At 69.3% G+C, this 16,973-nt stretch carries 11 protein-coding genes and 1 tRNA gene; 5 read left to right on the plus strand and 7 right to left on the minus strand.

Translation table 11 applies throughout. The annotated features are described in order from the left end of the window. Positions 1-126 precede the first annotated feature (126 nt). The 7 genes from prfA to FNH13_RS16200 form a co-directional block, all read right to left on the minus strand. A complete protein-coding gene (gene prfA, locus FNH13_RS16170) occupies positions 127-1,224 on the minus strand; it encodes a peptide chain release factor 1 (RefSeq protein WP_407669909.1) in 1,098 nt (365 codons plus the stop codon). A 129-nt stretch (positions 1,225-1,353) separates the two neighbouring features. Then, positions 1,354-1,572 carry a 50S ribosomal protein L31 gene (gene rpmE / locus FNH13_RS16175; protein WP_143784403.1) on the minus strand — a complete coding sequence of 73 codons (219 nt, stop codon included), beginning with the start codon at positions 1,570-1,572 and terminating at the stop codon, positions 1,354-1,356. Positions 1,573-2,005: 433 nt separating this feature from the next. Beyond that, the gene (gene rho, locus FNH13_RS16180; protein WP_228266732.1) at positions 2,006-4,117 is read right to left on the minus strand and encodes a transcription termination factor Rho; all 2,112 of its coding nucleotides are present in this window, start codon (positions 4,115-4,117) and stop codon (positions 2,006-2,008) included. A 397-nt stretch (positions 4,118-4,514) separates the two neighbouring features. Beyond that, a complete protein-coding gene (locus FNH13_RS16185) occupies positions 4,515-5,948 on the minus strand; it encodes an aldehyde dehydrogenase family protein (RefSeq protein ID WP_143785184.1) in 1,434 nt (477 codons plus the stop codon). Between the two features lie 86 nt (positions 5,949-6,034). Further along, entirely contained in the window at positions 6,035-7,030 is a 996-nt protein-coding gene (locus tag FNH13_RS16190; protein ID WP_165700154.1) for a homoserine dehydrogenase, read from the minus strand. Positions 7,031-7,044: 14 nt separating this feature from the next. After that, positions 7,045-8,691, minus strand: coding sequence for an arginine--tRNA ligase (argS, locus tag FNH13_RS16195; RefSeq protein ID WP_143784406.1), 1,647 nt, complete (start codon positions 8,689-8,691; stop codon positions 7,045-7,047). 166 nt (positions 8,692-8,857) lie between these two features. Beyond that, positions 8,858-8,929: transfer RNA gene (locus tag FNH13_RS16200), tRNA-Arg, on the minus strand. A gap of 163 nt (positions 8,930-9,092) precedes the next feature. On the opposite strand from FNH13_RS16200, the gene FNH13_RS16205 reads away from it, so the two are divergent. The 5 genes from FNH13_RS16205 (at position 9,093) to FNH13_RS16225 (ending at position 16,818) form a co-directional block, all read left to right on the plus strand. Next, on the plus strand, positions 9,093-9,329 hold the full coding sequence (locus FNH13_RS16205; RefSeq protein ID WP_143784407.1) for a DUF2249 domain-containing protein: 237 nt from the start codon (positions 9,093-9,095) through the stop codon (positions 9,327-9,329). 38 nt (positions 9,330-9,367) lie between these two features. Then, positions 9,368-10,792, plus strand: coding sequence for an aldehyde dehydrogenase family protein (locus tag FNH13_RS16210; RefSeq protein ID WP_143784408.1), 1,425 nt, complete (start codon positions 9,368-9,370; stop codon positions 10,790-10,792). Positions 10,793-10,960: 168 nt separating this feature from the next. Further along, positions 10,961-11,998 (plus strand): ABC transporter ATP-binding protein, encoded by a 1,038-nt coding sequence (locus tag FNH13_RS16215; protein WP_143784409.1) that lies wholly within the window; start codon positions 10,961-10,963, stop codon positions 11,996-11,998. Further along, positions 11,995-12,837, plus strand: coding sequence for an ABC transporter permease subunit (locus FNH13_RS16220; RefSeq protein WP_143784410.1), 843 nt, complete (start codon positions 11,995-11,997; stop codon positions 12,835-12,837). Before FNH13_RS16215 ends, FNH13_RS16220 begins: the two co-directional genes overlap by 4 nt. Positions 12,838-12,933: 96 nt before the next feature. After that, a complete protein-coding gene (locus FNH13_RS16225; RefSeq protein WP_143784411.1) occupies positions 12,934-16,818 on the plus strand; it encodes a multifunctional oxoglutarate decarboxylase/oxoglutarate dehydrogenase thiamine pyrophosphate-binding subunit/dihydrolipoyllysine-residue succinyltransferase subunit in 3,885 nt (1,294 codons plus the stop codon). Positions 16,819-16,973 lie beyond the last annotated feature (155 nt).

Raw genomic sequence — 16,973 nt, forward strand, 5'->3', positions numbered from 1 at the left:
GAGAGGGGTTTTGCTGGTGTCACGGCACGAGCCCTGGCCACGAATCAGGGGTCACGCCCGCGGTCGGGGCAGACAAAACCTCTCCAAAAATGCGCGATCCGCGGACAAAACCTCCCCAAGAATGGGTCATGTGTCGCTGCTGCCGAGCGCGGCCATGCGCGCCGCCTCGTCGGCCTCGACCGCAGACTGCACCACCGGGTCCAGGTCCCCGTCGAGGACGTGGTCGAGGTTGTAGGCCTTGAAGCCGGTGCGGTGGTCGGCGATCCGGTTCTCCGGGAAGTTGTAGGTGCGGATGCGCTCGCTGCGGTCCACGGTGCGCACCTGGCTGCGGCGTGCTGCCGAGGCCTCCGCCTCGGCCTCCTCAACAGCCAACTGGTGCAGGCGCGCCCGCAGCACCCGCAGGGCCGACTCCTTGTTCTGCAGTTGCGACTTCTCGTTCTGGCAGGAGACGACCAGCCCCGTCGGCAGGTGCGTGATCCGCACGGCGGAGTCGGTGGTGTTGACCGACTGGCCGCCGGGGCCGCTGGAGCGGAAGACGTCGATCTTGAGCAGGTTGTGGTCGAGCTCGACCTCCTCGGGGTCGTCCAGGTCGGGCATGACCAGGACACCGGCCGCGGAGGTGTGGATCCGGCCCTGGCTCTCGGTGACCGGCACGCGCTGCACGCGGTGGACGCCCCCCTCATACTTCAGGCGGGCCCAGGGAGCCTCCCCCGGGGCGGGGGTGCCGGTGGCGTGGATGGCCAGACGCACGTCCTTATAGCCGCCCAGGTCGGACTCCGTGGCGTCCAGCAGTTGGGTCTTCCAGGAGCGACGCTCGGCATAGCGCAGATACATCCGCAGCAGGTCACCGGCGAAGAGCGCCGACTCCTCACCACCCTCTCCGGCCTTGACCTCGAGGATGACGTCGCGATCGTCGTCGGGGTCCCGGGGCACCAGGAGCCGGCGCAGCCGCTCGGAGGTCTGCTCCGCACGCTCGCGGAGGGCGGGCAGCTCGGCCGCGATGGACTCGTCCTCGGACGCCATCTCGACGGCGGCCTCGACGTCGCCGCCGGCCTCCTCCCACTCGCGGATCGCAGCGATCGTGGGCGCGAGCGCGGCATAGCGCTTATTAAGCCTCTTCAGCGCGACCTGGTCCGAGTGGGTTTCCGGGTCAGCGAGTTGGGTCTCGATGCTTGAGTACTCCTCGAGCAGCGGTGTCACCGCAGTTGCGTCCACCTCGACCACGTCGGTGTCCTCTTCCCCATCTCGTAGTGGTGTGCTCCCAGCCCGGACGGATCTGGCCGCACTAGGGCCGGGTTCGGAAAAGGCAACGCCGGCCCCGCGACGAGTGTCGCAGGGCCGGCGCGCAAAGACTTACTTGCTCTCGGCCTTCTTGCCGTAGCGCTCCTGGAAGCGGGCCACGCGGCCACCGGTGTCCAGGATCTTCTGCTTGCCGGTGTAGAACGGGTGGCACTGGGAGCAGACGTCGGCGTGGATCGAGCCGGACGTCGAGGTGCTGCGCGTGGTGAACTGCGCGCCGCAGTTGCAGGTCACCCGAGTCTCGACGTACTCGGGGTGAATGTTCTTCTTCACGGTGTCTCCTCACAGATGGCGAGTTCCCCGGGTCGGAGCGCGGTCGCGCGCCGTGAACCGGAGGGCCAAGGGGTGATTCTGCCAGAAAGGGCAGGCTGGTCACAAAATGACGCACTCCCTCAACATCGCACCGTCCGCTCACATTCCCCAGAACCCCGGTGCAGGAACCGCGCTGCAGCCGTGGGGTCCTGGCACCCGACACGCCACAGCATGATCCGCACTGTGCGCGACACGCCGGGCCGGAGCTGCCTGAGAGGGCGTATGCCGACAGGCCGGGGCAAGCGGAGCCCGACAGACCGTATGCCGGGGGCCGGGGCAAGCGGAGTCCGACAGACCGTATGCCGAGGGGCGGGACGGCGTGTGGCCCGCCTCCCAGGGGAAGGCGGGCCACACGGCAGACCAGATCAGGTGGCCGGAGGCCGACCCTGCGTGATCAGTCCTCGTCGTCCAGCTTGACCGAGGAAGTCTGCTGCACCTGGACCAGGAACTCGTGGTTGGTCTTGGTCTTGCGGAGACGGTCGAGCAGCAGCTCGACAGCCTGCTGGGAGTCGAGCGCGGAGAGCACGCGACGCAGCTTCCACATGATCTTGAGCTCCTCGGCGCCCATCAGGATCTCCTCGCGGCGCGTGCCGGAGGGGTTGACGTCAATGGCCGGGAAGATGCGGCGGTCCGCCAGCTGGCGGGACAGACGCAGCTCCATGTTGCCGGTGCCCTTGAACTCCTCGAAGATGACCTCGTCCATCTTGGAGCCGGTCTCCACGAGCGCGGTCGCCAGGATGGTCAGCGAGCCGCCGAACTCGATGTTGCGGGCAGCACCGAAGAAGCGCTTCGGCGGATAGAGCGCACTGGAGTCGACACCACCGGAGAGGATCCGGCCGCTGGCCGGGGCGGCCAGGTTGTAGGCACGGCCCAGGCGGGTGATCGAGTCGAGCAGCACGACCACGTCGCCACCGAGCTCGACCAGGCGCTTGGCGCGCTCGATGGCCAATTCGGCCACCGTCGTGTGGTCCTCGGCGGGACGGTCGAAGGTGGAGGCGATGACCTCACCCTTGACTGTGCGCTGCATGTCGGTGACTTCCTCGGGGCGCTCGTCCACCAGGACGATCATGAGGTGCGCCTCGGGGTTGTTCTGCGTGATCGCGTTGGCGATCGACTGCAGCACCAGGGTCTTGCCGGCCTTCGGAGGGGACACGATCAGGCCGCGCTGCCCCTTGCCGATCGGGGAGACCAGGTCGATCATCCGCGTGGTCAGGTTCTTCTGCTCGGTCTCCAGGCGCAGCCGGTCCTGGGGATAGAGCGGGGTCAGCTTGGCGAACTCCGGACGATCCTTGGACTCCTCCGGGGCCTTGCCGTTGACCGTGTCGAGACGCACCAGAGCGTTGTACTTCTGGCGGTCACCACGACCACCGGAGTGCTGCTGCTGGTCCCCTGCCTTGATGGCACCGGTGACGGCGTCACCCTTGCGTAGTCCGTTCTTGCGGACCAGGCCCATCGGGACATAGACGTCGCTGGGGCCGGGCAGGTAGCCGGTGGTGCGGATGAAGCCGTAGTTGTCCAGGATGTCCAGGACACCAGCCACCGGGACGAGCACGTCCTCCTCGGTGTAACCGGTCTCCTGCTCCTCGGCGTAGCTCTCCCCTCCCTGGCTGCGCCCGCGCTTGCGGTCGCGGCCCCGCTGCCGGCTGCGACGACGGCCCCCACGGCCGCCCTCGTCGTCGTCATCGAAGCGGTTGTTGGTGCGGTTCTGGTTGCCGCCCTGCTGGTTGCCGCCCTGGCGGTTGTCCTGCTGGTTGCCACGGTTGCCCTGCTGGCGGTTGTCCTGCTGGTCCCCGTCCTGACGGTTGTCCTGCTGGTTGCCGCCCTGGCGGTTGCCCTGCTGGTTGCCACGGTTGCCCTGCTGGCGGTGGTCCTGCTGGTTCCCGTCCTGACGGTTGTCCTGCTGGTTGCCACCCTGCTTGTTGCCACGGTTGCCCTGCTGGCGGTTGTCCTGCTGGTCCCCGTCCTGACGGTTGTCCTGGCGGTTGTCCTGCTGGCCGCCGTCCTGCTGGCGGTTGCCACGGCGGCTACGGTCCTGACCGCTGTCAGCGTTGCCGCCCGACTCCTGGCGGTCCTGACGAGCCTCGGTGCCACCGACCTCGGTCGCACCCGCCTCGGTTGCCGGAGCCTGGGCCGGGGCGCTCTCAGCACTCTCGTCGGCGCCGGAGCGACCGGCGCGAGACTGCGGTGCACCAGCGGCAGCAGCGACCCGGCGGGACCGCCGGGGGGCACGCTGTCCGGACTCTGCGGGACTGCTGTCCTGCGACGCCGCGGGGCTACTGTCCTGCGACGCCGCGGAGCCGGAGTCCTGCCCTGCGGCGGTGTTGTCGCTGGTCTGCGGGGCAGCCTCACGGGGGGCAGCCTCACGCGCCGGAGCGCTGGTCTTGACGGACGTGCTGCCGCCCTCCCGACGAGCACGGATCGCCTCGACGAGGTCCGCCTTGCGCATCTTGGGCGACACGGTGATGCCCATGCTGCCGGCCAGAGCCTGCAGCTCGGCAACGCGCATCGAGCTCAGGGCCCCCCCGGAGCGACTCGGCGCAGCGGTTTCGGTGGTGTTGGTCACGAAGGTTCCTTCTCCCTCGGAGGGCCAGCCACATGCATGGCCCAGGAGTTTCAGGTAGATCCGGCTTCTGCCGGCCCGAGTTGAATCACCGACCACCGCGAGGCGATGTCACCACACGAGAACCGCGTGGTTGCACCACATACATGGTGGTGGGATCACTACGCGAGAACACGGGGCCTGTGCCCGCAGCGTCGTTCGCGAGTGTGTGGCAACGGTATCACCTGTTGCTGCCCTCGCCGAACACAGTGCACCGACACGCCTGCTCGCCGCGTCCCGAGCACAGAACTCGCCGCGTCCCCAGCACAGAACCTGCCCCGCGGCATACCGCTGGGGCTCACGCTCAGCTCAGCTTGACGTTGACCTGCTTGATCTGCGTGAAGCCCTCGAGCATGCCCTCGAGGGAGAGCTCGCGGCCGATTCCGCTGGTCTTCATGCCGCCGTAGGACTGGCCGACCACCTGACCACCGCCCTGGTTGACCTGCACCCAGCCCGAGTCGATGCGGTGCGCCATGCCGAGCGCCCGGTCCAGGTCCTTGGAGAAGACGAACGCAGCCAGCCCGTAGTGCGAGTCGTTGGCCATCGCCACGACCTCCTCCGACTCGGTCCACGGGATCACCGCGAGCACCGGCCCGAAGATCTCCTCGCGCGCGATGCGCCAGTCGTTGGACACCTGGGTCAGGATCATCGGGGCGTGGTAGAACCCCGGCGGGCCGACCTGCAGGTCCGGCCGTCCGTCATAGGCCACAACGACCCCCTCCTGGGAGAGACCGTCCTCGATGTAGCCCTGCACCCGGTCCCACTGCTTGGCGTTGATGATGCAGCCGATGTCCGTGGACTCCTCCCGCGGGTCCCCGACGACCAGCTGCTTGGTGCGGGCGACGAGCTTGTCGAGGAACTCGTCATGGATCGAGGAGTGCAGGAACAGCCGCGAGCCGGTGGTGCAGCTCTGGCTCTGCCGGGCGAACCGGCTGGCCAGCAGCACCTGCTCGACGACCTCGTCGGTGCAGGAGTCGGCGTCGACGATGCACGGTGACTTGCCGCCCAGCTCCAGCGAGCTGTGCGCTAGTCGGGCACCCGCCTTGGCTGCCACCTGGTGCCCGACCAGCGTGGAGCCGGTGAACGAGACCTTGTCCACGTCCGGATGGACGACCAGTGCCTCGCCGATCTCGGCGCCATAGCCGGTGACCACGTTGAGCACGCCGTCCGGCAGGTGCTCGGCACAGATCCGGGCCAGTTCAAGGATGGTCAGCGGGGCGTCCTCGGCGGCCTTGAGCACCATGGTGTTGCCGGCTGCGAGCGCGCCGGGCACCTTGAACCCGGCGATCATCAGGGGCGAGTTCCACGGCAGGATGCCAGCCACGACACCGAGGGGCTGGCGCCGGGTGTACTGCAGCTGGCCGTCGGCGGTCGGCAGCACGGTCCCCTTGACCTCACCGGCGACACCGGCGAAGTAGCGGAAGCAGGCGACCAGGTTGAGCGCCTCGGGCCGGGCCTGGGTGCGGATCGCGTTGCCGGTGTCCAGGGCGGTGAGCGTGGCGAGGTCCTCGACCGCCTCCTCCAGGGAGTCGGCGATGCGCAGCAGGGCGCGCTGCCGCTCGGTGAAGGGCAGTGCCGCCCACGCCGGGAAGGCGGCGCGCGCAGCCGCCACCGCACGGTCGGCGTCCTCGGCCCCGGCGCGCGGGGTCGTCGCGATGACTACGTCACGATCGGTGGGGGTGATCACCTCAAGGGTCTCCCCGGAAACCGCCGGCACCCACTGCCCGCCGATGTGCATGAGCTGCTCGTCCACGTCCACTCCAATTTTCGTAGAGGTTTTGCTGGTCCTACCCGGATTTTCGTAGCGGTCTTGCTGGTCCCGTCCTAGTCTCGCGCGGCCACCCGGGCCCGCGCCAGGTTGATCAGGTCGCCCAACACCGCCGAGGCGGTTTCGTCGCCCCCGGCCCCCGCCCCGGACAGGCGCAGGCTGCCGGCGGAGTCGGCCTCGATGATCACCATGTTGGTGCCCTCCCGGGTCTGCGCGAACGGGTGGTCCGCGGCGACCAGCGTGGGGCGCACGGCGACCTCGATCCTGGGGGCTCCAGGCGCACCCGAGCGCCAGGCCGAGGCGATCAGCTTGATGACCTGTCCGGTGCCGCGGGCGTTCTCGAAGTCCGCGTCCGTCAGGCCGGAGATGCCCTCGCGCTGGACGTCCGACATACCGACCTCGCCACCCCAGGCCGCGCGGGCCAGGAGCACGATCTTGGCGGCTGCGTCCAACCCCTCGAGGTCCTCGGTCGGGTCCGCCTCCAGATAACCCAGGTCACCGGCCTGGGTGACCGCGTCCTGGAAGGGCACCCCCTGCCGCGCGACCATGTCGAGGATGTAGTTGGTGGAACCGTTGACGATGCCCCGGATCGAGCGGATCTCGTCCCCGGCCAGGGCATCCCGCACCGTGCGCATGATCGGGACCGCCGCCACCACGGCGGCTTCATACTCCAGCCCGTGGCCCTCACGCCCCGCGAGGGCCTCGAGCTCGACGCCGTGCTGAGCCAGCAACTGCTTGTTGGCGGTGACGACATCGGCACCCGCGCGCAGCGCACGCTCGATCAGACCGCGAGCAGGCTGTATGCCGCCCATCACCTCCACGACAATGTCCACCTCGTCGACCAGGGCACCCGGGTCATCGGTGAGCAGCCCCGGAAGCACGCCGGTGAGGTCTCGGGGTCGACCCAGGTCACGCACGGCGATGCCGGTCAGCTCCAGGGGGGCGCCGACCCGTCGGGCAAAGACCTCGGCCCGGTCGGCCAGCCGGCGCGCCACCGCCGCACCAACCGTGCCGGCGCCGAGCAGCGCGACCCGCACTGGGGTCTGGGACACAGCACTCACACCATTCACATCCTCTCGGGGGCGTTGACACCGAGCAGCCCCAGACCGTTGGCCAGCACCTGCCGGGTGGCGTCGTTGAGCCACAGGCGGGTGCGGTGCAGGTCGGTGATCTCCTCGTCCGCGTCCTTGGGTCGGACCCGGCACTCGTCATACCACTTGTGGAAGGAGGCGGACAGCGCCTCCAGATAGCGGGCGACCCGGTGCGGCTCGCGCAGCGTCGCCGCCTGAGCCACGACGCGCGGGAAGTCCCCGAGCCCGGCCAGCAGGACGGCCTCCGTCTGGTGGGTCAGCAGCGAGGGGTCGAACCCGTCGTCTCGGCTGACCCCGTCCTCGCGGGCCAGTCGCGCCACGTTGCAGGTGCGGGCGTGGGCGTACTGCACGTAGAAGACCGGGTTGTCGTTGGTGCGCTTGCGCAGTTCCTCACCGTCGAGATCCAGCGGCGAGTCGGCGGGATAGCGGGCCAGGGAATAGCGCAGCGGGTCCGAGCCGATCCACTGGAGCAGCTCGGTGAGCAGCAGCGCATTGCCCCGCCGCCGACCCATCCGCGCCCCGGCGATGGTGACCAGTTGACCGATCAGCACCTCGATGGCGACCTCGGGGTCGTCCCCGGCGCAGGCGGCGATCGCCTTGAGCCGCCCGATGTAGCCGTGGTGGTCGGCACCGAGCAGATAGATCTTCTCGGCGAAGCCGCGGTCCTTCTTGCTCAGGTAGTAGGCGGCGTCGGCGGCAAAGTAGGTCGGCACGCCGTTGGCGCGGATCAGGACGCGGTCGCGGTCGTCACCAAAGTCGGTGGTGCGCAACCAGATCGCACCCTCCTGCTCAAAGACGTGACCCTGCTCCCGCAGGCGTTCGACCGCCTGCTCCACTGCGCCGCTGTCGTGCAGGGTGCGCTCGGAGAACCACACGTCGAAGTGCACGTTGAAGTCGGTCAGGGTCTGCTCGTTCTGCGCCACCTGCGTGCGATAGCCCAGCTCCCGGGCGACGGCGATCTGCTCCTGCTCCTCCAGCTCCAGCAGGTCGGGACGGCGGGCGAGCACCGCGTCGGCCAGGTCCGCGACGTAGTCCCCCGGATAGCCCCCCTCGGGCAGGGGAGCGCCCTGGGCGCGGGCCACGATCGAGGCCCCCAGCAGGTCGAGCTGGTTGCCGGCGTCGTTGGTGTAGTGCTCAGCCGTGACCTCCGCGCCGGAGGCGGACAACAGCCGGTGGATCGCGTCCCCCAGAGCCGCCCACCGGGTGTGCCCGATGTGCAGCGGGCCAGTCGGGTTGGCGGAGACGAACTCCAAGTTGATGACATGCCCGGTGAGGGTCTCGTTGGTGCCGTAGGCCGGCCCCGCCTCGACGATGCTGCGGGCCAGCGCCCCGGCGCTCGCGGCCTCCAGGGTGATGTTGAGGAAGCCTGGGCCGGCCACGTCCACCGCGGCCACCCCCTCGACCGACTCCAGGCGCGCGGCGAGCCGGGTCGCCAGCTCGCGGGGCGGCATACCAGCCTGCTTGCCCAGCTGCAGGGCGACGTTGGTGGACCAGTCCCCGTGCTCCCGACTCCTCGGTCGCTCCACGCGCACCTCGCGGGGCACCTCGACGGCGAAGTCACCGGCCGAGACGGCCTGGCCGAGGGCGGCGATGATGGCTTCAGCGAGTTGCTCCGGGGTCACCTCGTGGAGTCTAGTTCCGACCGCGAGCGCCCAGGACCGTGTATGCCGTGCGCCCGGGTCCGCCGGGGCGGGCACCTGGGTCAGACAAGGGCACGGCCGGACACCGGTCCGAGCCGGACACAGGTCAGGGCCGGCCTCACGTGGGAGGACCGGCCCTGATGCGTTGCGCCCCCGGCAGGATTCGAACCTGCGCTCCCGCCTCCGGAGGGCGGTGCTCTATCCCCTGAGCTACGGGGGCAACGGCGTCACAGATTACCAGTCCGCAGGCGATGCTCTGTCATCGGCGGGGCCACCGGCTCAACCGGTGCCCCACGGCCACCGGTCCAGCCCCCTCGACGCCTCGACCTGCGGTGGGCTAAATTGTGACAGAACATGTGAAATATTCGTCCAGAGGAGGACCCATGTCCCAGGACCGTGAGCTCGATGTGCGTGAGCTGATCCCGCGAGACCGGCACACGCAGATCTTTGAGACCTACTCCGCGCTCGAGCCGGAGACCGCCTTCGTGCTCGTCAACGACCACGACCCCAAGCCGCTCTACTACCAGTTCCAGGCCGAGCACACCGGCGAGTTCACCTGGGAGTACCTCGAGGAGGGCCCGGAGGTCTGGCGGGTGCGCATCGGGCGGACCGCGGCCTGAGCCCACCCCATCGCGGGGGTGCGTGCGATAGTCGCGCCATGGATCTGACGACTTCCTTCATCGGTGGCGAGGACGTCGCCAGCACCGACAGCTACGACAACATCGACCCCGCGACGGGACGCAGTCTGGGGCCCGTGGCCCGCGGAGGCAGCGGCGAGGTCGACCACGCCGTGCAGTCGGGCGCGGCCGCCCAACGCCAGTGGGCACGCACCACCCCCGAGGAACGCTCGGACCTGCTCACCGCCTGGGCAGGCCTGGTCGACCGCGACGCGGAGGCCCTGGCCCAACTGGAGTCCCAGGACACCGGCAAGCCACTAACCCAGGCCCGGGCCGACTCCCGGGTCGCCGCGCGCTATCTGCGGTTCTACGCCCATGCCATCGACTCCTACTACGGGCTGACCATCCCCAAGGGCCCGGATCTGCACGCCTACACGCTGCGCGAGCCGTTCGGTGTGGTCGGCTCGGTCATCGCGTGGAACTATCCGATGCAACTGTTTGCCCGCTCTGTCGCCGCCGCCACCGCGACGGGCAACGCGGTCGTGGTCAAGCCCGCAGACGAGACCCCGCGCACGGCCGTGGCCCTGGCCCGGCTGGCGGTCGAGGCCGGGATCCCGCCGGGCACCGTCAACGTGGTGACCGGCACCGGTGCCGAGGCGGGGGCCGCCCTGACGGCACACCCCGGCGTGGGCCACCTCAGCTTTGTCGGCTCCACCGAGATCGGCTCGGTCATCGCGCACGCCGCGGCGGACCGCGTCGTGCCCACCGTGCTCGAGCTCGGCGGCAAGTCCGCCCAGGTGGTCTTTGCCGACGCCGACCTCGACGCCGCTGCCGAGGCGATCGCGCGGGGAGCCCTGCAGAACGCCGGTCAGACCTGCTCCGCCGGGTCCCGGCTGCTCGTGCACCGGGACGTCCAGGACGCACTGCTGGACAAGGTGATCGCGATCTTCGCGGCGACCACGATCGGCCCCGGAGCGACCGACCCGGACCTCGGACCGCTGGTCTCCGCCAAGCAGCAGCGGCGCGTCGAGAGCTTCATGGACGACCTCGCCGGTGGGGAGCTGCTGGTCGGCGGATCCCGGCCCCAGGACGCTGCGCTGGCCGACGGCGCCTATTTCTCCCCCACCCTGGTGCACGGCGTGGCCCCGCAGTCACGCCTGGCCCAGGAGGAGGTCTTCGGTCCGGTGATCGCGTCGATGACCTTCACGGAGGAGGACGAGGCGGTCGCGCTCGCCAACGGCACGGCATACGGTCTGCTCGCCGCTGTCTGGACGCGCGACCTCTCGCGCGGGCACCGCCTGGCCGCGGCGCTGCGGGCCGGTCAGGTCTTCGTCAACAACTACGGCGCGGGCGGCGGCGTCGAGCTGCCGTTCGGCGGCTGGGGCAGGTCCGGCTACGGGCGCGAGAAGGGCCGCGAGGCGCTCGACGCGTTCACCCAGACCAAGACCGTGGTCGTCAAGCTCTGAGCGTCGCGGCCTGAGCGGCCGCCACACGGGTCACCCGCATGATGGGAGGATTCGGGCGACAGGGCTCCAGATCTCCCCCGCAATGGGGATGCGCGGTCCCGCCCGCACATGGTGGGCTGTCTGTCGGACGGCCACGCCTCCGTCCACGACCCGAAGGGGGAATGATCAATGACCGTGCCCGCCACCGCGGAGCGACCTCCACAGGCACGTGAGGCCGCGATCGTAGTCCGTGACCTGTCCAAGAAGTTTGGGGACTTCGTCGCCGTCGACCACCTCACCTTTGAGGTGCAGCCAGGCCGGATCACCGGCTTTCTCGGCCCGAACGGGGCCGGCAAGACCACCACCCTGCGCATGTTGCTGGGACTCATCCGGCCCAGCAGCGGCACGGGCCTGATCAACGGCGTGACGTATGCCGCGCTGCCCCGTCCCCTCGAGACCGTCGGGGCCGCCCTGGAGGCCACCAACTTCCACCCGGGCCGCACCGGCCGTGACCACCTGCGGGTCCTGGCCGCCACCCACGGGATCCCGGACAGCCGCGTCGATGAGCTGCTCACCCTGGTCGGCATCCCCGCCGCTGCCAACAAGCGGGCCGGCGGCTACTCGATGGGCATGCGGCAGCGGCTCGGTCTGGCGGCCGCGCTGCTCGGCGACCCCGAGGTCCTGGTCCTGGACGAACCGTCCAACGGTCTGGACCCGGAGGGCATTCGTTGGCTCCGCGGCTTCCTGCGCCACCTGGCGTCCGAGGGCAAGACCATCCTGATCTCCTCCCACCAGCTCAGCGAGGTCGAGCAGACCGTCGACGACGTGGTCATCATCGCCAACGGTCAGCTCGTCCGGCAGGGCACGATGGATGAGCTGCACGGTGAGCCCGCGGCCCTGGTCCGCACCAGTGACTCCCGTGGGCTCATCACAGCGCTCCGCGCCGGTGGGCTCCCCGCTCTCGACGAGCCGGCACAAGGTCCCGGTGCGGTCCGGGTCGGCACCGGGAACCTGGCTCAGGTCGGCGATCTCGCCCTCGCCGCCGGCATCCCGGTCCATGAGCTGCGGGTCCTGCGCACGGACCTGGAGCGCCTCTACTTCCAGTTGACCGAGGCGCCCGAGCGCCAGAACCGCAACCGGGGTGAGGTCGCAGCCACCGCACCACCAACGGCGGCGCCGCCAAGCACACCCGGGCCGGCCGCGGCGACCGAGGGGGGTCAGCGATGAACGCCAAGCTCATCCGTTCCGAACTGCGCAAGTACTTCACCACCCGGATGTGGTGGGGCATGGCGCTGGCCATGTTCCTGGTCGGTGCCCTCTTCGCCGCCTTCACGGGTTACTTCACGCTCTATGGTCAGCTGCCGGTCGGCGGCGGAGACACGATGATCGAGCTGGGTGAGGTCCTGCCCGACCTCACCCGGGCTCGGATGATCTACTCCGGTGGCATCCAGTTCGCCTACATGCTCGCGCTGGTCATCGGCGTGCTCAGCATGGGCTCAGAGTTCCGGCACAAGACCCTGTCCATCACCTTCCTTGCCGGTCCGCGGCGTCACCAGGTGATCCTGGCCAAGGTCGCTTCGCTCGTGATCATCCTGGTGGTCAACGCTGTGGCCCACATCGCTGGCGCCCTCGTGGGCGGCGGCATCCTGTTGACCACGGCCGGCGAGTCCCTGCTCCCCGACCTGGGGGCACTGGCACAGACCTTCGCCCTGATGGCGCTCATCCTCGTCGTGTGGGGGCTGATCGGTCTCGGCCTGGGAGTGCTGATCCCCAACCAGGTGGCGGCCCTGTTCCTGGGCATCGCGATCACCCTCATCGTGGAGCCGCTGGTGGCCTTCGCCCTGACCTTCTTCGATGGCTGGGACGTGGTGGCCTCCTACTTCCCCAGCCAGGCCACCACGGCGACACTGTCCCTGTACTCCGGCATGGACCCGGCCATTTCCGCGGCGATGGGTGCCGGCGGCGACCAGCTGAGTTGGTGGGGCGGCGCCCTGACCCTGCTGGCCTACGCCGCGGTGATGACGCTGATCGGGCTCTGGCTGACCCGCCGCCGTGACATCACCTGAGGCCCGCGCGCCCAGTGCGCGCAGGTGTCCCTATCGGAGATAGGCTTGCCAGGCATCAGTTCTGCCCACTACCTGTGAGAAAGAGGCGCGCACGCCGTGGCGAACCAGTCCCCCAGCAGCGACAACCCCCTAGCAGACTTCGGGGCTAACGAGTGGCTCGTGGAGGATATGCACGAGCACTATCTCGCCGACCCCTCGTCCGTTGACGTCGCCTGGCGCGAATACTTCGCCACGCAGGACGGCGCGCCCGTGGAGTCGGTGACCAAGGAGAAGGCAGCGGACGGGCCAGTGGGTGAGCAGCAGGCCGCCGCGCGCCCAGCCGACACCCCGGTGTCGAAGCAGCCGGCAGCCGCCCGGCCGACCCCCAAGGAGCCAGCACCGAAGGAGTCGGCACCCAAGACCGAGGCACCGAAAGCCGAGGCACCGAAAGCCGAGGCACCCAAGGAGTCGGCCCCCCAGGGCGGGGCCAGGAAGGCCGCGGCGCCCGCCAAGGAAGCCAGCGCACCGTCGGCGGCGGAGAAGACGTCCGACAAGCCGGCCCCCGCGACCGGCTCCGCGCCGATGTCGCGAGACGCCCCGGCCCGCAAGTCGACCGGTCCCCAGTCCCAGTCCTCGGTGACCAAGCTGCGGGGGGCGACCGCCCGCACGGTCACCAACATGGAGCTGAGCCTGCAGGTCCCCACCGCCACCAGCCTGCGCGCCATCCCGGCGAAGCTGCTGATCGACAACCGGATCGTCATCAACAACCACCTCTCGCGCAGCCGCGGCGGCAAGGTCTCCTTCACGCACCTCATCGGCTATGCCATGGTCAAGGCGCTGCAGGCGATGCCGGAGATGAACAACAGCTACACCGAGCAGGACGGCAAGCCGCACCTCGTCGAGCCCGCGCACGTCAACTTCGGTCTGGCGATCGACCTGGCCAAGCCCGACGGCACCCGGCAGCTGGTCGTGCCCAACATCAAGAGCGCCGAGACGATGGACTTCGGCAACTTCTGGGCAGCCTACGAGGAGCTGGTCGGCAAGGCTCGGGACAACAAGCTCACCCTGGAGGACTACCAGGGCACCACGATCTCGTTGACCAACCCCGGTGGCATCGGCACCGTCTCGTCGGTGCCCCGTCTCATGCCGGGCCAGGGCGCGATCATCGGCGTCGGCTCGCTCGACTACCCGGCCGAGTGGCAGGGCGCCAGCCCCGACTCGGTGGCCCGGGCCGCCGTCAGCAAGGTCCTGACGCTGACGTCGACCTATGACCACCGGATCATCCAGGGTGCCCAGTCCGGGGAGTTCCTGCGCGTGCTGCAGCAGCTGCTGCTCGGCGCCGACGGCTTCTATGACGACATCTTCACCGGGCTGCGCATCCCCTACGAGCCGGTGCGCTGGGCCCCGGACATCACCTCCTCGCACGACGACGACGTGTCCAAGGCGACCCGGGTCCAGGAGCTGATCCACTCCTACCGGGTGCGCGGTCACCTGATGGCCGACACCGACCCGTTGGAGTATCGCCAGCGCCGCCACCACGACCTGGACATCACCAACCACGGTCTGACTCTGTGGGACCTGGAGCGCAGCTTCGCCACCGGCGGTTTCGGCGGGGCCCCGCGACTGACCCTCCGCAAGATCCTGGGCATCCTGCGCGACTCCTACTGCCGCACCGTGGGCATCGAGTACATGCACATCCAGGACCCCGAGCAGCGCGAGTGGATCCAGGAGCGAGTCGAGGTCCCCTACGAGAAGACCTCGCCGGACGAGCAGCTCCGCATCCTGCGCAGGCTCAACGCCGCGGAGGCCTTCGAGACCTTCCTGCAGACCAAGTTCGTCGGCCAGAAGCGGTTCAGCCTGGAGGGTGGCGAGTCCGTCATCGCCCTGCTCGACCGCATCATGAGCGAGGCCGCCAACGAGGAGCTCGACGAGGTCTGCATCGGTATGCCGCACCGCGGGCGTCTCAATGTCCTCGCCAACCTCGCGGGCAAGTCCTACGGCCAGATCTTCCGCGAGTTCGAGGGCAAGCAGGCCGTCGGCTCCGTGCAGGGCTCCGGCGACGTGAAGTACCACCTCGGCACCGAGGGTAAGTTCACCAACGAGGAGGGCAGGTCGACCGGGGTCTACCTGGCTGCCAACCCCTCGCACCTGGAGGCTGTCAACCCGGTCCTGGAGGGCATCGTCCGCGCTAAGCAGGACCGGCTCGACCTGGCCGGCGAGGTGTTCACGGTGCTGCCCGTGCTGCTGCACGGGGACGCTGCGTTCGCTGGTCAGGGCGTGGTCGCCGAGACCCTCAACCTGTCCCAGCTGCGCGGCTACCGCACCGGCGGCACGATCCACGTGGTCATCAACAACCAGGTCGGCTTCACCACCGCGCCGGAAGCCTCACGCTCCTCCGTCTACTGCACAGACGTCGCCCGGATGGTGCAGGCGCCGATCTTCCACGTCAACGGTGACGACCCGGAGGCCTGCGTGCGGGTCGCCGAGCTCGCCTTTGAGTTCCGCCAGGCGTTCAACAAGGACGTCGTCATCGACATGGTCTGCTACCGCCGCCGCGGACACAACGAGGGCGACGACCCCTCGATGACGCAGCCGTTGATGTATGAGCTGATCGAGAACAAGCGCTCGGTCCGCAAGCTCTACACCGAGGCGCTGGTCGGTCGCGGCGACATCACCATCGACGACGCGGAGAAGGCGCTGCGCGACTACCAGCGTCAGCTGGAGCAGGTTTTCACCGAGACCAAGGCCGCGCTCAAGGGCGAGGACGGCACCACCGGTCAGCTCGACCGGCCGCGGGCCCAGGACGAGGACGAGCGCGCACCGCACAAGCCGCACCAGACCAAGATCTCCACAGAGCTCGTGGAGCAGATCGGCGACGCCTTTGTCGCGACGCCGGAGGGCTTCACGGTCCACCCCAAGCTCGCACAGCTGATGCAGCGTCGCCAGGAGATGACCCGCGAGGGTGGCATCGACTGGGCGATGGGCGAGCTGCTGGCCATCGGCTCGCTGCTGGTCGAGGGCACTCCGGTCCGGTTTGCCGGTCAGGACACTCGACGCGGCACCTTCGTGCAGCGGCACGCGGTCCTGACCGACAAGAGCAACGCCAAGGAGTGGACGCCGCTACGGCACCTGTCCGACGACCAGGCCAAGCTGTGGATCTACGACTCGTTCCTCAGCGAGTACGCCGCGATGGGCTTCGAGTACGGCTACTCCGTGGAGCGGCCCGATGCCCTGGTGATGTGGGAGGCCCAGTTCGGCGACTTCGCCAACGGTGCCCAGACGATCGTCGACGAGTTCATCTCCTCCTCGGAGCAGAAGTGGGGTCAGCACTCCTCCGTCGTGCTGCTGCTCCCGCACGGCTATGAGGGACAGGGTCCGGACCACTCCTCGGCCCGGATCGAGCGTTACCTGCAGCTGTGCGCCGAGGACAACATGGTGGTCGCTTACCCCTCCACCCCGGCGTCCTACTTCCACCTGCTGCGCAAGCAGGCGTTCTCCCGCCCGCGCAAGCCACTCATCGTGTTCACGCCCAAGGCGATGCTGCGCCTGAAGAGCGCGGGCAGCAGTCCGGCAGACTTCACCGAGGGCACCTTCCGCCCGGTCCTGCCGGACCGGGTCGAGCACGACCCGGCCAAGGTCGAGCGGGTGCTCCTGGTGAGCAGCAAGCTGACCTACGAGCTGGAGGACGAGCGCACCCAGCGCGAGGACGAGACGACCGCGATCATCCGGGTCGAGCAGCTCTACCCGGTCCCTGGCCGCGAGGTCGCCGAGCAGGTCAAGCAGTTCCCGAACGCCGAGCTGGTGTGGGTGCAGAACGAGCCGGAAAACCAGGGCGCCTGGCCGTTCATGGCGCTTAACCTGCCCCAGTCGATGGCGCAGTCCGGCGAGAAGCGACCGCTGCGGGTCGTGTGCCGTCCGGCCTCCGCCTCCCCGGCAACGGGGTCGGCCAAGGTGCACGCCGTCGAGCAGGCAGCCCTGATCAAGGAAGCCTTCGACCGCTGACCCTGAGGTGAGTGGGATCAGCAGAGTCTGATCACAGCGCGCAACGGCCCGGGCAGCCTGCCCGGGCCGTTGCGCGTGTGCAGGCTCGCCGCCAGCGATGGGTCTCCCCTCGGGCCTGACCCTCCCCGCGGAGGGTGCTGACACGGCCCGAGTCA

The sequence above is a fragment of the Ornithinimicrobium ciconiae genome (assembly GCF_007197575.1).
Taxonomy (GTDB): Bacteria; Actinomycetota; Actinomycetes; order Actinomycetales; family Dermatophilaceae; genus Ornithinicoccus; species Ornithinicoccus ciconiae.